This window comes from Pseudomonas sp. KT_2_4 (genome assembly GCF_041410225.1).
Taxonomy (GTDB): Bacteria; Pseudomonadota; Gammaproteobacteria; order Pseudomonadales; family Pseudomonadaceae; genus Aquipseudomonas; species Aquipseudomonas paracarnis.
In genome coordinates, this window is sequence record NZ_CP166962.1 from 5,094,126 (window position 1) to 5,109,883 (window position 15,758).

16 protein-coding genes are annotated in these 15,758 nt (G+C 60.5%); 9 read left to right on the top strand and 7 right to left on the bottom strand.

Features of this window, described 5'->3' with window-relative positions:
• Positions 1 to 186: 186 nt before the first annotated feature.
• On the top strand, positions 187 to 1,518 hold the full coding sequence (locus AB9N64_RS23460) for an aromatic acid/H+ symport family MFS transporter (RefSeq protein ID WP_236466062.1): 1,332 nt from the start codon (positions 187 to 189) through the stop codon (positions 1,516 to 1,518).
• Here the strand turns inward: AB9N64_RS23460 and AB9N64_RS23465 are convergent.
• Positions 1,504 to 2,307 carry a SirB1 family protein gene (locus AB9N64_RS23465; RefSeq protein ID WP_020301219.1) on the bottom strand — a complete coding sequence of 268 codons (804 nt, stop codon included), beginning with the start codon at positions 2,305 to 2,307 and terminating at the stop codon, positions 1,504 to 1,506. The two genes, AB9N64_RS23460 and AB9N64_RS23465, sit on opposite strands and share 15 nt — an antisense overlap.
• Before the next feature lie 187 nt (positions 2,308 to 2,494).
• Between AB9N64_RS23465 and AB9N64_RS23470 the strand changes: the two genes are divergently transcribed.
• Positions 2,495 to 3,514, top strand: a complete 1,020-nt coding sequence (locus AB9N64_RS23470; protein WP_014717048.1) for a Glu/Leu/Phe/Val dehydrogenase dimerization domain-containing protein — start codon at positions 2,495 to 2,497, stop codon at positions 3,512 to 3,514.
• A gap of 55 nt (positions 3,515 to 3,569) precedes the next feature.
• Here the strand turns inward: AB9N64_RS23470 and AB9N64_RS23475 are convergent, their stop codons facing one another.
• Positions 3,570 to 3,830 carry a YebG family protein gene (locus AB9N64_RS23475; protein ID WP_003188807.1) on the bottom strand — a complete coding sequence of 87 codons (261 nt, stop codon included), beginning with the start codon at positions 3,828 to 3,830 and terminating at the stop codon, positions 3,570 to 3,572.
• Positions 3,831 to 4,250: 420 nt separating this feature from the next.
• Here AB9N64_RS23475 and AB9N64_RS23480 point away from each other — a divergent pair, with 420 nt between their 5' ends.
• The 4 genes from AB9N64_RS23480 to AB9N64_RS23495 all read left to right on the top strand — a co-directional run bounded on the left by AB9N64_RS23480 (position 4,251) and on the right by AB9N64_RS23495 (position 5,753).
• Positions 4,251 to 4,496, top strand: coding sequence for a DUF6124 family protein (locus AB9N64_RS23480; protein ID WP_014717049.1), 246 nt, complete (start codon positions 4,251 to 4,253; stop codon positions 4,494 to 4,496).
• A gap of 151 nt (positions 4,497 to 4,647) precedes the next feature.
• Positions 4,648 to 4,836: a hypothetical protein gene (locus AB9N64_RS23485; protein ID WP_014717050.1), complete on the top strand. Its 189-nt coding sequence runs from the start codon at positions 4,648 to 4,650 to the stop codon at positions 4,834 to 4,836.
• Complete coding sequence (locus AB9N64_RS23490; RefSeq protein ID WP_014717051.1) at positions 4,826 to 5,095, top strand: type II toxin-antitoxin system RelE/ParE family toxin; 270 nt, start codon at positions 4,826 to 4,828, stop codon at positions 5,093 to 5,095. The genes AB9N64_RS23485 and AB9N64_RS23490 overlap by 11 nt, the downstream gene beginning before the upstream one ends.
• A 169-nt stretch (positions 5,096 to 5,264) precedes the next feature.
• A complete protein-coding gene (locus AB9N64_RS23495; protein WP_014717052.1) occupies positions 5,265 to 5,753 on the top strand; it encodes a phosphate-starvation-inducible protein PsiE in 489 nt (162 codons plus the stop codon).
• On the opposite strand, the gene AB9N64_RS23500 is transcribed toward AB9N64_RS23495, so the two are convergent.
• From AB9N64_RS23500 to AB9N64_RS23510, 3 genes are all read right to left on the bottom strand, one after another.
• On the bottom strand, positions 5,750 to 6,067 hold the full coding sequence (locus AB9N64_RS23500) for a DUF3509 domain-containing protein (RefSeq protein ID WP_014717053.1): 318 nt from the start codon (positions 6,065 to 6,067) through the stop codon (positions 5,750 to 5,752). The two genes, AB9N64_RS23495 and AB9N64_RS23500, sit on opposite strands and share 4 nt — an antisense overlap.
• A 265-nt stretch (positions 6,068 to 6,332) precedes the next feature.
• On the bottom strand, positions 6,333 to 7,622 hold the full coding sequence (locus tag AB9N64_RS23505; protein WP_014717054.1) for a serine/threonine transporter: 1,290 nt from the start codon (positions 7,620 to 7,622) through the stop codon (positions 6,333 to 6,335).
• A 61-nt stretch (positions 7,623 to 7,683) separates the two neighbouring features.
• Entirely contained in the window at positions 7,684 to 9,060 is a 1,377-nt protein-coding gene (locus AB9N64_RS23510) for an L-serine ammonia-lyase (RefSeq protein ID WP_019817648.1), read from the bottom strand.
• 137 nt (positions 9,061 to 9,197) lie between these two features.
• On the opposite strand from AB9N64_RS23510, the gene AB9N64_RS23515 reads away from it, so the two are divergent.
• Both AB9N64_RS23515 and AB9N64_RS23520 read left to right on the top strand, forming a co-directional pair.
• Complete coding sequence (locus AB9N64_RS23515) at positions 9,198 to 10,145, top strand: LysR substrate-binding domain-containing protein (protein WP_014717056.1); 948 nt, start codon at positions 9,198 to 9,200, stop codon at positions 10,143 to 10,145.
• A gap of 213 nt (positions 10,146 to 10,358) precedes the next feature.
• Positions 10,359 to 10,769: an HPF/RaiA family ribosome-associated protein gene (locus tag AB9N64_RS23520; RefSeq protein WP_003188815.1), complete on the top strand. Its 411-nt coding sequence runs from the start codon at positions 10,359 to 10,361 to the stop codon at positions 10,767 to 10,769.
• Positions 10,770 to 10,826: 57 nt separating this feature from the next.
• Here AB9N64_RS23520 and AB9N64_RS23525 read toward each other — a convergent pair whose 3' ends face one another.
• Positions 10,827 to 12,338, bottom strand: a complete 1,512-nt coding sequence (locus tag AB9N64_RS23525; RefSeq protein WP_371359688.1) for an MFS transporter — start codon at positions 12,336 to 12,338, stop codon at positions 10,827 to 10,829.
• A gap of 104 nt (positions 12,339 to 12,442) precedes the next feature.
• On the opposite strand from AB9N64_RS23525, the gene AB9N64_RS23530 reads away from it, so the two are divergent.
• Positions 12,443 to 13,315 carry a LysR family transcriptional regulator gene (locus AB9N64_RS23530; protein ID WP_371359689.1) on the top strand — a complete coding sequence of 291 codons (873 nt, stop codon included), beginning with the start codon at positions 12,443 to 12,445 and terminating at the stop codon, positions 13,313 to 13,315.
• A gap of 64 nt (positions 13,316 to 13,379) precedes the next feature.
• Here AB9N64_RS23530 and fecA read toward each other — a convergent pair whose 3' ends face one another.
• On the bottom strand, positions 13,380 to 15,716 hold the full coding sequence (gene fecA / locus AB9N64_RS23535) for a TonB-dependent Fe(3+) dicitrate receptor FecA (protein WP_371359690.1): 2,337 nt from the start codon (positions 15,714 to 15,716) through the stop codon (positions 13,380 to 13,382).
• Positions 15,717 to 15,758 lie beyond the last annotated feature (42 nt).

Consider the following 15,758-nt stretch of genomic DNA (forward strand, 5'->3'; position numbering starts at 1 on the left):
AAGATCAAATGTGGGAGCTGGCTTGCCTGCGAAAGCGTTAGTGCAGTGGCAGATGCGGTGACTGTCACACCGCCTTCGCGGGCAAGCCCGCTCCCACAGGGGATTCGCGCTTAACTGACTGGCATTGGGGTAAACCCCTCCCACATTTGATCGCACCAACCTAATAAAAAATAAAGGTACCTTGCGATGCACAATCAGATAGCCAGCTTTCGTGCGGCACTCGACGCCCGTCCGGTGTCGCGCTACCAATGGTTGATTCTCCTGCTGCTGGCACTGCTACTGGTCACCGATGGCTACGACGCCCAGGTGTTGGGCTATGTAGTGCCGGCGCTGGCTCAGGACTGGGGCCTGGAAAAATCCGCGTTTGGCCCCGTGTTCAGCGCCAACCTGCTGGGCCTCACCCTCGGCTCGCTGTTGGTGACGCCGCTGGCGGATCGGTTTGGCGTGCGACGTATCCTGCTGGCATGCGTGCTGATCTACGCCAGCCTCACGGTATTGATGGTGTTCGCCAACTCCCTGACCACGTTGATGGCGGCGCGTTTTATCTGCGGCATCGGCATGGGCGGTGCGATGCCCAGTGCCATGGCGTTGATGTCAGAGTATTCGCCGCCACGCCTGCGCACCTTGATGGTGACCCTGGCCGCCTGTGGCTTTTCGTTCGGCGGCGCGGCGGGTGGCTTCGTGGCGGCGGGGTTTATCGACAGCTTTGGCTGGCAGGCGGTGTTCCTGGCCGGCGGTGTGACGCCGTTGCTGCTGTTCCCGTTCCTGGTGTGGCTGTTGCCCGAATCCTTGCCGCGCCTGTTGCGCGATGCGCCGCCCTATCTGCGTTTGCGCAGAGTCACGGCGCGGATGCTGCCCGACTGGCAGCCACCGCCCGCGACCGAAGCGGAAAACTTGAAGGAGCAAGGCAGCAAACTGACGGTAGTGGAGCTGTTTCGCAACGGCTACGCGCGCCCGACGCTGCTGATCTGGGCGACTTTTTTCGTCAGCCTGATCCTGCTGTATTTCATGATCAGTTGGTTGCCGTCGCTATTGCTCGAAAGCGGCCTGGCGTTGAACGAAGCCAACCTGGTCACCTCCATGTTCCTGTTCGCCGGCACCTTGGGCGCCATTCTCATGGCCTGGTTTGCCGACCGCCTGAAAAGCAAAGTAAGGTTGCTGTCCAGCGTGCTGGCGGCGGCAGCGTTGTGCACCGTCCTGCTGGGCTTGAACCATGACAACCCACGCTACCTGGTGGCCTGCGTGTTCGCTGCCGGGTTCTGCATCATCGGCGGGCAACTGACCCTCAATGCCTTCGCGAGCAACTTCTACCCGGCGTACGTGCGCGCCACCGGCACAGGCTGGGCGTTGGGTGTGGGGCGATTCGGGTCGATTCTAGGGCCGCTGTTTGGCAGCCTGTTGTTGGCGATGCATATACCGGTCGAGCAGATTTTCTTTTTTTGCGCGATTCCGGCGGTGATTGCAGCGTTGCTGATTATTCAAGTGCGGGCTCCTACAGTGGGGTCAGTGCACCACTGAGTTGGGCGGCAGATGCCCCAGCCGCTCGGTCAGGCGCAAGCGCTGGATCGGGTCGTCGCTGAGCAGCAGCGCGTGTTCCAGGTCGAAGCGTTCGGCGCTGGGGCAGTCCAGGCGTTGATACAGGCTGGCCCGCGCCAGGTAGTCGGAGGCGCTGGCGTTGCCCAGTTCCAGTACGCGCTCGGCGTCCACCAGGGCGGCCAGTGGCTCGTCGTTGGCAAGGTAGAGTTGGCGCAGGTTGCGCGACAGCCGTTGCAGGATGGCCCGTGGCTCGGCGGTCAGCAGGTGGTCGGCCTGCAATTTCAGCTTCGACCCATATTGGCGCGCCAGCAACTCGCGACAGTCGTTGGGGTACAGGCGCCGGCCGCCGCAAGGGTCCAACAGGTGATCGGCTCCCGGTACCCGCAGCAGGAAGTGCCCTGGGAAGTTCACGCCGACCATGGGGATATCCAGGCGCCGTGCCATCTCCAGTGCGATCAGGCCCATGGCCAAGGGTTGCCCGCGTTTGCGTTGCAGCACTTTGTCCAGCAGCGCGGCGGCGGGGCGCAACGGCGTATGGTCATCCTGGGCAAACCCCAGGTCATTCATGCGCCGCAGTAGCGGCTGGCCGAGTTCATCCGCCGGTAGCAAGGGCATGCCCAGGCTCACCTGTTGTTGTAGCGCACCAAGGTCGTGCAGGATCAACGCGGGCTGCACGCTGGCGTCATGCTCGGCAGCAATCCACAACGCGGCTTCAAACAGCGCGGGGGGTGAACGGTCCAGGCAGGCGAAAAAGGCTGTGCGGGGATTCATTGAGTTCTCCGGCGTATGCCCCCGTTTTAGCCTTGCTGCGAATTTTCGTCCAGCATCTTGAGAGATATCCCAAACTCTTATGTCGTAGATCCCACGAAAACGCGCGGCTTATTCCAGCGCAATCCAGCAGTTTTCTGCCGCAAGCCTATACTTGGCCCACTACCAGAAGTGATTCGGGAGCTCATTGATGTTTGCGCTCATGCACAGCACCCGCCTTGAATCGCTGCACCTGAGCGTTGATCCGGTGACCGGCTTGAAGGCGATCATCGCCATCCACAACAGTCGCCTGGGCCCAGCGTTGGGTGGCTGTCGTTACCTGGCTTACCCTAATGATGAAACCGCCGTGGCCGATGCCGCGCGCCTGGCGCAAGGCATGAGCTACAAAGCGGCACTGGCCGGGCTGCCGGTGGGCGGCGGCACGGCGGTGATCATCCGCCCCGTGCACGTGGAAAGCCGTGCGGCGCTGTTCGAGGCGTTTGGCCGTTGTGTGGAAAAACTCGACGGCCGCTTCATCACCTCGATCGACAGCGGTACCTCGGTTGCCGACATGGACTGCATCGCCCAGAACACTCGCTTTGTCACCAGCACCACCGCCGCCGGAGACCCCGCCCCTCATGCTGCCATGGGGGTGTTTGCCGGTATCCGCACTACCGCCATGGCGCGCCTGGGCAGCGACAACCTCGAGGGCCTGCGCGTCGCGGTGCAAGGCCTGGGGAATGTCGGTTATGCCCTGGCCGAACAATTGCACGCCGCCGGTGCCGAACTGCTGGTCAGCGATATCGACCACGGCAAGGTGCAACTGGCCATGGAGCAACTGGGCGCCCACCCGATTGCCAACGACGCCTTGCTCAGCACCCCCTGCGATATCCTCGCACCGTGCGGCGTCGGCGCCGTGTTCAACCGTAACAGCGTCGGCCAGTTGCGTTGCGCCGCCGTGGCGGGTGCCGCCAGCGCACAACTGACCAACCTGGACATCGCCGACCAATTGGAAGGCCGCGGCATCCTCTACGCGCCAGACTACGTGATCAACTCTGGCGGGCTGATCTACGTCGCCCTCAAACACGCCGGCACCGACCTGCCTGGCATCACCGCACACCTGTCGAACATCGGCAGCCGCCTGACCGAAATCTTTGCCCACGCCCAAGCCGAAAAACGCTCCCCCGCGCGGGTGGCCGATGAACTGGCCGAACGCTTGCTGTACAAATAGGCCAGGCATTAAAAAGGCCCTGAATCCATGATTCAGGGCCTGTTCAATTCGGGCTTTACTCTGCTGCCGGGTTCAGCAACTCGGACAGCGCGTCCGGTTGGCTCTTGAACGCCTTGGCAAATACATCACGGTTCTTCGCCATGTAAATCCCGGCTTCCTCCACCTGCTGCTCGCTCAACGACGGCACGGCTTTTTGCAACACCTCTGCCAGCAACTCAGCGAGTTCAAGCATCTTGTCATGACGGTCAGCTTCGGCTTTATCCATGAACAAACGCTCCAGATCTCGGCTGCTGCGGTATACCACTTCGACGGCCATTCACCACCTCACATGCCTTCACGATAGTTGTCTTTTGCGACTACTGTATTTATATACAGCGAAAAGGATAAGCCAAACGTCGGGGTTTGGGTAGTAGGTTTTTAATGTAGTTGGGAAATGGGGGTTTGCTACACCGGAAATTTCTGACAACTTGCCGGGGTTGCGCTGGAATTGTCCGGTGGCTTACCTTCTTCGGGCGCTGCATTTGCAGCGAGCGGGCTTGGCGGCCCACCAAGGAAGCGCAACGACCCCCTATGAGATTGCTGGGTTTTTACACGGCACTCTTGTTTTTATGGCGGGTTGCGCATGGACCCTTCGGGGTGCCGGGTTGTTCCTTACCGGTCCGCCAACCTTGTGCAATCCGTCACCCAATCTGCTTGGCGGCAGACGGTGATGGTTTCTTAACTAAGGAACTAGTCGATGAAGAAACACACACCCACCCCCCCGTCTACCGAGTCAGTGCTTTTCAGTGTCACTCCTGAAGCTGATACAGAAACCTTGCTGGCAAACGCCAGCGAAACCTTGAACAGCGCCCGTGAGATGGCCAGTACCCTGGCATTCGACCTTGATGGTCCACAGCGAAGCTTGGTCCTGGCGATTCATCAACTGATTGAAATGGGCGGTCTGCTGGTCGATCGAGCGCTGGAGCAAATTGCACCAGCTTGATGCCATGATCTGATCGTTCCCACGCCTGTGGGGACGGTCTAAAAAGTGATTGGTGAACACGGATTTTTTCTGTTACTCACTTCATCGCCGGGAGCACGACAGCGAAAACGCTAGCGACTAGACTCCTTTTACATCAACAACGGAGGCTTTTATGGACACTTCCTTTTCCTCAGGTATCCAAGCAGATATCGAAGAGCAGGCTGACAGCTACGACCGCTGGTTTCGCGCGAGAGTGCAGGCCGCTCTTGATGACCCAAGCCCTGGCATTCCTCACGACGAGGTGATGGCCGAGATGCAAGCGCTGATCGAATCTAAACTCAAGAAAGGCGATGCTGATTGAATGGCTGCCCGCAGCGCGGGTAGAACTCCGGCAAATTATTGAGTACCTCAGTCATCGTAATCCTGTAGCAGCGCTTGAGCTTAAGCGATCAATCGAAGCTTCAGTGCTTGCCCTCTCGCGCAGACCCCATCTTTACCGCCCCGGCAGAATCGGCGGAACACGAGAGATGGTGGTACATCCGAATTATCTGGTTGTATACAAAGTGACAGACAATATTCGGATTCTCTCGGTTTTACACGCACGCCAGCGATATCCTTGAAGTTTTCGTTTTTCGGATGAGCAAAAGATCTACTCTGCTCATCCTCCTGCGTGCCTCATGCTAGCCAGTCATCATCTCATGCCTGCCCTCTGGCCTTGTTTCTGCATACAGAACAACCGTCACGTCCAACCGGCATTATCCGGTCGAATCGACCTAAGGAAGCATCATCGTGAAAATCAACTGGGCCGAAAGGCTGCGCCAGCAAGTGCACGGGCTAGCCGAGTCCCTGGGCAATCTGTTTGTCGAGTCGTTCCATTACCTGGCGCTGTTCGCCATTGGTGCGGTGACCGCATGGGCGGCGGTGATGGAATTTCTGGGGATGCTGGAGAACGGGCACATCAAGATCGATGACATCTTGCTGCTGTTCATCTACCTGGAACTGGGTGCCATGGTCGGGATTTACTTCAAGACCAACCACATGCCGGTGCGCTTCCTGATCTACGTGGCGATTACCGCGCTCACGCGTTTGCTGATCTCCAACGTGTCTCATCACAACCCGCCGGATCTGGGCATCATCTACCTGTGCGGCGGGATTCTGCTGTTGGCGTTTGCGATCCTGGTGGTGCGCTACGCGTCGTCTGCCTTTCCTTCGGTGAAGGTCGAAAGCCCGCGTCGCAAGGGCGAGGCGAGCCTTGAGACCGAGAAAGGCGAGCTTTAAAGCCCCACGCTGAAGGGCAGGGTGCGGGCGGGCGGTCGCTGCAGGAGTTTGTGGCTGTCGCCGTCCGTCATCAGCTCCAGGATTTCCACGGCGCTGTGGCCCTGTTCGATGGCGATGCCGAACTGGATGCTTTGCACCAGGCGCCTGAGGCGCTGCGGGTCGTTGCGTTGTTCGGCGCTGATCATGCGCTTGGCCACTACGCCGGTCTCGTTCGAGAGGGTGAGCATGATGCTGCCGTCCAGCCGTTGAATGCTCAGGTTGACGCGGTATTGGGGGCTGAACGTGTCGGTGATGATCTGAAAAGGATTGTCCATGGTGCGTTACCGCCTGATAAGAACATGCAGTCATTGACGGCCGGTGTCGGGATTAGTTCGCATTGCCTGACCACTGGCCAAATTCCGTTTTCCTCAAAAGCTCTACAGCAAAGGCCGTGCCGTACAGCGATTTACCCGGCACAGAAATCCAAATGTGGGAGCGGGCTTGCCTGCGATTGCGGTGTATCAGCCAATCAATAGTTGGCTGAATGATCGCTATCGCGGGCAAGCCCGCTCCCACATTGGATGTATGTCGTGAGCTAATTCAGGGCATTACGGAAAAAACGATCGCAGACAGCGCAATCAGGCCGATGACCACCACAAACACATTCGATACCTGACCTGAATACTGGCGCAAAGATGGCACGCGGCGAATCGCGTACATCGGCATCAGGAACAGCAGGCACGCGATGATCGGTCCGCCCATGGTTTCGATCATGCCCAGGATGCTCGGGTTGAAGGTGGCCACGGCCCAGCACGTCAGCACCATGAACAACGCGGTGCAGCGTTCCAGCCATTTCGCCGACATCGAACGGTTGCGCCCGCGCAGGGATTTGACGATCAAGCCTTGGAAGCCTTCGCTGGCACCAATGTAGTGGCCCAGGAAGGATTTGGTGATCGCCACCAGCGCGATCAACGGTGCGGCGTAGGCGATTACCGGCGTCTGGAAGTGGTTGGCCAGGTACGACAGGATCGAAATGTTCTGCGCCTTGGCAGCGGCCAGGTCAGCCGGTGACAGCGCCAGCACGCAGCTGAAGCAGAAGAACATCACGGTCAGCACCATCATGCCGTGGGCGGTGGCCAGGATGCCGCTGCTTTTGCGCTCGGCCTGGGCGCCATAGACGCGTTTCTGGTCCACGGCAAAGGCGGAGATGATCGGCGAATGGTTGAACGAGAACACCATTACCGGGATCGCCAGCCACAACGTCTTGAAGAACAGCGGCAACGGCATGCCTTCGCTGGCGGAGGCGAAGAACGCGCCGTTCCAGTTGGGAATCAGGCTGAACGCCAGCAGCAGCAAGGCGGCCACGAAGGGGTACACCAGCACGCTCATGGCCTTGACGATCACGCCCTGGCCGCAACGCACGATGGCCATCAGGCCGAGGATCAGCACCAGCGACAGAATCGCCCGGGGCGGCGGCGCCATGTGTAATTGGTGCTCCATGAAACTGCCGAGGGTGTTGGTCAGCGCCACGCTGTACACTAGCAGGATCGGGAAGATCGCAAAGAAATACAGCAGGGTGATCAGCTTGCCGGCGCCGACACCAAAGTGTTCCTCGACCACTTCGGTGATGTCGCCGGATTTGCCCGACAGCACAAAGCGCGTCAGCCCACGGTGGGCGAAGAAGGTCATCGGAAATGCCAGCAGCGCCAGCACGATCAGCGGCCAGAAGCCGCCGACGCCGGCATTGATTGGCAGGAACAGGGTGCCCGCGCCGATGGCGGTGCCATAGAGGCCGAGCATCCAGGTGGTGTCGTGTTTGGTCCAGCCGGTGGTTACTGTGCTTTCTCTGACATCGGGATTTTCGGCAGCAGGTGTACGTACATCAGTCATCGGTATTGCCTCGTTATTATTTTTGCGCGGGCTCACGTTGGGGCGGGTAGCAGTGCTCCGATCAGCACTCCACCCAGCTGACCGCCAGGCCGCCCCGTGAAGTTTCTTTGTATTTGTCATGCATATCGGCGCCGGTATCGCGCATGGTGCGGATGACCCGGTCGAGGGAGATGAAGTGTTTGCCGTCGCCGCGCAGGGCCATCTGCGTGGCGTTGATCGCCTTGACCGCCGCAATGGCATTGCGCTCGATGCAGGGCACCTGTACCAGGCCACCGACCGGGTCGCAGGTCAGGCCGAGGTTGTGTTCCAGGCCGATTTCGGCGGCGTTTTCCAGTTGCTCCGGGGTGGCACCGAGGATATCGGCCAGGCCGGCAGCGGCCATGGCACAGGCCGAACCCACTTCGCCCTGGCAGCCGACTTCGGCGCCGGAGATGGAAGCGTTTTTCTTGCAGAGGATGCCGACGGCAGCGGCGGCCAGGAAGAAATTGACCACGTCGTCGTCAGACGCGTCGGCGTTGAATTTCATGTAGTAATGCAGCACTGCCGGGATAATTCCGGCCGCGCCATTGGTCGGGGCGGTGACCATGCGTCCGCCGGCGGCGTTTTCTTCGTTGACGGCGAGGGCGAACAGGTTAACCCATTCCATCGCCGACAAGGTCGAGGTGATCACGTTGGGCTTGCCGATTTCCAACAGGCTGCGGTGCAGCTTCGCGGCGCGACGGGGTACATCCAGGCCACCGGGCAGGATGCCTTCATCGCGCAGGCCCTGTTCCACGCACTCGCGCATCACCGACCAGATATGCAGCAGGCCGCTGCGGATTTCTTCGTCGCTGCGCCACGCCCGTTCGTTGGCCATCATCAGTTCGGATACCCGCAGGCCGTGCTTGTTGCACAAGGCCAGCAGTTCCACCGCACTGGAAAAATCATAGGGCAATTGCACATCGCTGGTGGGCGCAATGCCTGATGCAGCTTCGGCGGCTTCGATGATGAAACCACCGCCCACCGAGTAATAGGTTTGTTCGCTCAGCAGGCCGCTGTCGCCATAGGCGTGCAAGGACATGGCGTTGGGGTGGTACGGCAGGCTTTCGTCCAGCAGCAGCAAGTCGGTGTGCCAGTTGAAAGCAATTGCCTGAGAGCCCGCCAGCAGCAATTGGCCGGACTCGCGCAGTTGCTGGATACGCGCATTGATCGAGGTGGGGTCGACGCGGTCTGGCCATTCACCCATCAAGCCCATGACACAGGCGCGGTCGGTGGCATGGCCGACGCCGGTGGCGGACAGCGAGCCATACAGGCGCACTTCGACGCGACGGGTTTGGCTGAGCACATGCTGGTCGGTCAGGGCTTGGGCGAACGTCGCGGCAGCGCGCATCGGGCCGACGGTGTGGGAACTGGATGGGCCGATGCCCACCTTGAATAGATCGAAAACACTGATAGCCATGCTAAAGCCTTACAAGCAATGGAGTAGAAATCGCTGCCATGTTTTGTAGAGCAGGCGGAATTGGCGCGATACTGAGCCTCTGGCTCGGCACTGACCAACGAATTATCCTAAGACACCCTTTAGCAGGACTAAACGCTATGACTCGCCCCCTCCACGGCCAGACCTATGTCTGGTTGCATGTGTTTTCCTGCGCCGCACGGCATCTGTCGTTCACCCGCTGCGCCGAAGAACTGCACATCACGCCCGGAGCGGTGAGCCAGCAAATTCGCCAACTGGAGGAGCGCCTGGGCTTTCGACTGTTTCATCGGCGTGCGCGAGGCGTTGAACTCAGCGCCGAGGGGCAGCGCCTGGCGGCCGTGGTGGGGGAGGCTTATGGCAGCATTGATGCCGAACTGCAGCGCCTGGACGCCGGGATGATCAGCGGCACCTTGCGCCTGCGTTCGATCCCCTCGTTTCTGGGCAAGTGGCTGACCCCGCGTCTGCCACGTTTTCAGCAGCGTTTTCCGGACATTCAACTGCGCATGGTCGCCGAAGACAGCAGCATCGCCCTGCATGAAGGCGACTTCGACCTGGCCATCGACCTGAACGACGGCAGCTACCCTGGCTTGTTATCCACAGCCCTGTTGGATGAACAGATATTCCCGGTGTGCGCCCCCAGCCTGTTGCGTGGCCGCCCGCCCTTGCATGGCCCGGCGGATTTGGCGCATTTCCCGCTGCTGCACGACATCACGGCCTGGCGTGGGAGTTATGAATATGCCGAGTGGGAGTTTTACCTCAATGCCATCGGCTACCACGGTGCCGACGTACGGCGCGGGCACACCTTCAACCGCAACCACTTGACCATCGAAGCCGCCATTGCCGGCATGGGCGTAGCGATTGCGCGGCGCACCTTGCTGAACGATGAGCTGGAGCGCGGCACCCTGATCGTGCCGTTCGGCCTGGCGGTGCCCAACCATAAACGCTATGTACTGCTGTATGCGCCGGGCGCGTTGAACCATCCGGGCGTGCGTGCGGTGCATGATTGGCTGGTGGAGGAAGCGGGGATTTTTCGCAGCTTGCACCCGTTGGGAGAGGAGCAATTGTGAGGAAAACAGGACGTAAGAAGTTGTAACTAACTCCCCACCCTACCAGCGTTTTTGCTCGTCGTCAGGGTTAATTTGTAATGTAGGATTTATCTTTGCAAAGGGGTTGAAATGTTTCAGCAGGTGCTCAATTGTGTAATCAAGAGGTCATGGTTTCACCACCCCGGTGTTGCAGTTTGTGACCTCTGGCGAGCTAGCTGAAATAAGGGAAGAACTATGCAAATCCAAGTCAATAGCGATAACCATATTGAAAGCAGCATCCGACTGGAGGAGTGGGTACGTACTACCATTGAGAGCACGCTCGAACGCTACGAAGAAGACCTGACCCGTGTAGAGGTCTACCTGCGAGACGAGAACGGCGACAAGCCCGGCCCTCACGATTTGAGTTGCCGTCTGGAAGCACGGCCAAAGGGCCATCAACCAGTTTCCGTGTGCCATAAAGCCGATACGCTGGAGCAAGCGATCGATGGCGCCGCAGTCAAGCTCGACCACGCACTGGAACATCTGTTTGGCAAACTGCAAGGCAAGCCGCGCGCTGCCGGTAAAAACCAGCCAATCAACAAAGTGAACGAAGACGCTTTGGAAGAGGAATTCCTGGAAAACGAAAACGCTGCTATTAACGGCTGATTGTTTTTTTATTCCCCCCACTGAAAACGGGCCTGCACATGCAGGCCCGTTTTTCGTTCAGCGCTCACGCCGGAAGAAATGCCGGCTCAGCATCGCCAGCCCGCAGGCGCCCAACCCCGCAAACAACATGGCCCAGCCGGCGCCGCTGCGCAGCGCTGTTTGCGCATCCTGAACGGTCAGCCCCGGCGCATCCAGCTTGCCGGCGGCAATATGCTGGCTGAGTCTTGTCCACTCCAGTGTTGTGCTGTCAGGCAGCACGTGGGCCAGGTTGTGGCTGATCCCCAATAACAGCACCAGGCCCATCAGCGCGATATTGAGCGCGAGGGTGATCAGCCGTGCGCTGAAGTCGATGCCCGAGGCCATGCCTGCGCGGTCATTCGAGACGGAGCCGGTGGTGGTGTTGGTGGTCGGCGAATTGGTCAACGCCAGCCCGATACCGGCGATCACGCAACTGAGCAGCACCAGCGCGGTGCTGGGTTGTCCGGCGTAATTAACGGCGGCCATCCCCATGAATCCTGCGCCCATTGTCCCCAGGCCCAGGGGAATGATGCGTTCGGCGCCAAAGCGCAGGGCCAGGCGTTCGGCCAGCGGCGGCACCAGCAAAGTGGGCAAGGTGTAGGCGAGCAAGGCGGCGCCGGTGGTCAGCGTGTCGTAACCCAGGCCTGCCTGGAAGTACAACGGCAGGTAAATCATGAACGGCCAGAAGCTGAAGTTCATGCCGATCGAGCCCATCAACGCGCCATTGAAGCGTTGGATGCGGAACACCGAGAAGTCGAACATCGGATGGGCGCTGCGCCGCTCAATCAAGATAAACAGCAGCAGCCCGAAGACCGCCAGGCCGGCCCAGCCGAGCATCGCCGGCGCGCCAAAGCCGATTTCGCTGCCCTGGGTGATGAAATAAACCAGCGCAAACACCGTGAGTGTCATGGTCAGCATGCCGGCGATGTCGAGGCGATGGTTGGCCGGGTCGCGGGATTCCTGCACGCTGATGTGCAACAACGCCAAGGTGAACAGGGTCAGCGGTACATGCACCAGGAACACCCAGCGCCAGTCCGCCACGGCCAGGATCAAGGCTCCCACCATCGGTCCGAAACCCAGGCCCACGCCAGCGATCACGCCCCATATCGCAAAGGCCCGCGCACGCGTTGCCGGTTCGCGGAACTGATGGGACAAGATCGCGAACTGGCAAATCATCATAGCCCCGGCCCCAATGCCCTGGACGAACCGCACCGCGATCAGTGTCGGCGCATCGTTGGCCAAGCCACAGGCCAGTGAGGCCAGGGCGAATACCCACAGACACACCACCAGCACACGCCGACGACCGAAGCGATCCGCCAGGGTCCCCGCCGCCATCAGCACGCTGGTGCAGGCCAGTGTGTAGGCATTCATGATCCATTGGGCGTCTTGAAAGCCCGTGCCCAGTTCCTGTTCCAGCGTCGGCAGGATGACCGGCACGCTGGAGATTTCCAGGCCGAACATCAGGGCCACCAGGCAGACGGCGGTGAGGGCCAGGCCGTTCCTGGCGGTGCGCCGGGGAGTGAGGGCCGAGAGTGCGGCGGCGCGGGACATACGACATTCCTTTCGAAAGCGGGAGGGGCTATTCTCTCGGGAATCAGGTTCTTTATTGGCGATAACTTTTCCTTAGACAAGGGAATACAAGGCGACAATTAAGCATGGCTACCCCACGTTTTGATGGTGTCGAACTCTTTCTGCAGATTGTTGAAAGCGGCAACCTCACCGAAGCCGCCGAGCGCCTGAACCTCACGCGTTCAGCGGTGGGCAAGGGCCTGGCGCGTCTGGAAGCGCGTTTGGGCACTTGCCTGTTACAGCGTTCCACCCGGCGCCAGCGGTTGACTGAGGATGGCCAGGCGTACTACGAGCATTGCTTGCGCGCATTGGCGGAGCTGGAGGCCGCCGAGTCCGTGCTGGAAAGCGGCCGTCAGCAACCCCGCGGGCGTTTGCGAGTGAGCGTGCCCCTGGCGTTTGGTCATCACTATGCCGCGCCGGCGTTATGGGCTTTGCTGGATCGTTATCCGGAACTGGAAATCGACATTTGTTTTTCCGACCGCATGATCGACTTGGTGCAGGAAGGCTTCGATATGGCCGTGCGCATCGGCCCGTTGCCGGACACCGACCGCCTGAGTGCCCGCCGCTTGGGTCAGCAGGCCATGGGGCTGGCGGCGTCACCGGGGTATTTGCAGCGCAAGGGTGCTATTGGCAGTATCGACGACCTGGCCGCTCATCGTGGCATTGCCTACCGCAGCAACACCGCGCAGCGCTCGCGTCTGGCTTCGCCCTTGATCGTGGACGACCTCCAGGCGGTAGCCGATGCCGCTATCGCGGGCGTAGGCCTGGCCTGGTTGCCGAGTTGGTTGATTGCCCACTATGCGCTGCGCGGACAGTTGCAGGCCGTGCTGCCCAGCTACCGTGAGCAACCTGCGCCGATCCATGTGATCTGGCCTACGGCGGCGCATATGCCGGCCAAGACGCGGTGTGCCATTGACGCGTTGGTGGCAGCCACCCCGAGTTGCCTGGCGGGTAGCTAGCCCCATTCAACCCTAAACACACCGACAATCAACTGTGGGAGGTGTTGCAGTCTGCAGATTGCAGTCAGAACGCGATAGAGGTTTGCACATACACCGTGCGCGGCTCACCCACGTACTTGCCCTTGTTGTTGTCGTCGAACGAGCGGGTGTAGTACTGCTTGTTGAAGATGTTCTTCACCCCCACCGCCACATTCAGATCCGACAACTGCGGGCCGAAGTCATAGGCTGCGCGGCTGCTGAACAGCATGTAGCCGGGGATGCGTCCATTGGCACCGTCGGCGCTTTCGGCCTGGGTGTTGGCGTTGTCGGCGAACTGGCTGCTCTGGTAGCTGCTGTCCACATTCAGCTTCCACGGGCCTTCGGTGTAACCCACGCCCAGGGTGCCTTTGTGCTTGGACGAGAAGGGCACGCGGTTGCCTTTGTTCGGCCCGTCTTCGCGGATGGTCGCGTCCACATAGGCGTAAGTGGCGTACACATTGAAACCGGCCAGCGCCGGGCTAAGGCCGTCGAGCGCATAGTTGATGCTCGACTCGATGCCCTGGTGACGGGTTTCACCGCGGGCGATCACCGTGTCGTTGGTCTGGTTGCTGTCGTACTGGTTGTCGAAGTTAATCAGGAACGCGCCGATTTCTGCACGCAGATTGCCGTTGTCATAGCGCGTGCCGAGTTCCCACGTGCGGGCTTTTTCCGGTTTCACTTCGCCGCTGTTCACGCGGTTGGGCATCTGGCTGTACTGCACGCTGCCGAACGAGCCTTCGGTGTTGGCGTAGAGATTCCAGTCATCGGTGAGGTGATAGAGCACGTTCAGCGCCGGCAGTGCGGTGTTGTAGTCGCCCTTGTATTTGACGTTGCTCAGGTTGTTGGTCTGCTGGGACTCGATCATCTCGTAGCGTACGCCCGGAGTGATGGTCCACTTGCCGATATCAATGCGGTCGTCGATAAAGAACGCGTTGGCCTCGGTGCCGCCACGGGTATCGCGGTCGTTGCGGCTGTTAGTGGTGGGGATTTGCTGGTTGGCGGCAATCGGAGTGCGGTAGCGCAGTTCGTGGCCGGCTTCATTGATGTAGCGGTAGCCCACACCCACTTCATGGCTGGTGGGGCCGAGGTCGAAGCCCTGGGCGAAGCGCGTCTCCAGGCCGCGCACCCAATATTCCCGTGGCGACAGCGACAGGAAACTGCCCTGGTCCAGGTAACCGCTGCGCAGGGTCTTGGTGAAGAAACTGTTGACCGTGAATTCGCGGCGGTCCTGCTCGTAGCGGTAGCCGACGTTGAACATCGTGCGGCGGCCCCAGAACTTGTCGTAGGGCCGAGTGGACTGATACGGGTCGGCCTTGTAGTCCTTGACGTTCAAACCACCGGGCATGTCGGCCTGGCCTTCGTAGTACTGTGCCATGGCGTTGAAGCTGTTGGCGTCGTCCAGTTGGTATTTGCCCTTGAGGATCAGGTCATCGATGCGCGTGTTGCTGTTTTCGCGCCAGTCGCCGCCGCGGGTGCCGGAGTACAGCAGCGCACCCCCCAAGCCATTGTCGGCAGTGCCGCCGGCCAGCAAGTTGCCGGTGGTCTTGAAGCCGTCGTGGCTGGAGGAGGGGCTGGTCTCGGTCTGCAAACCGCCCTTGACCGTCGGCGCATCCGGGATGGCACGGGTGACGAAGTTGACGATGCCACCGACGTTTTGCGGGCCATAGCGCACCGCACCGCCGCCGCGTACCACATCCACCGCGTCCATATTGCCCATGCTGATCGGCGCAAAGGAGAGTTGCGGCTGGCCGTAAGGCGCGAAGGGCACCGGGATGCCATCCATCAGCACGGTGGAGCGCGACGCCAGGCGCGGGTTGAGCCCGCGAATGCCGAAGTTCAGCGCCATGTCGTGGCTACCGGTGCCGTTGTTGTCCGGGGCGTTGACGCCAGGGATGCGGTTGAGCACATCGCGAGCCTGAGTGGCGCCCTGGCGTTCGAATTCTTCGCGGCGGATCACATCACGGGCGCCGGGGTGCTCGAACACGTTGGTTTGCGCCGCGTCACCGAGCCAGTCGCCGACCACGTTGGAGGTCTGCAGCTCCAGGGTCGCAGGGGCGCCAGCCGGTTGCAGGCTGTAAGCGTTGTCACCCTCGGCGCGGGCTTGCAGGCCGGTGCCTTCCAGTAGTTTTTGCAAGCCCTCGGCAGCGCTGTAGCTGCCCGATAACCCAGGGCTTTGCATCCCTGCCGTCACGGCGGAGCCGAAGGACACCAATACGCCGGCTTCACGACCGAATTGATTCAGGGCCGCTTCCAGGGTGGTCGGGGCGATATGGTACGCCTTGGCGTCGGCTGCCATCACCGCCGGCAGTGTGGTCAGGCTGAGGCTGGCACCGAGCAGGAGTTGGCGCAGTGTACGGGCGAGAAGCGTCGGGTGCTGGGGCATGAAGGGCGGTCCTGAGAAGGAAGGATCAAGGTGGCTTTCCTT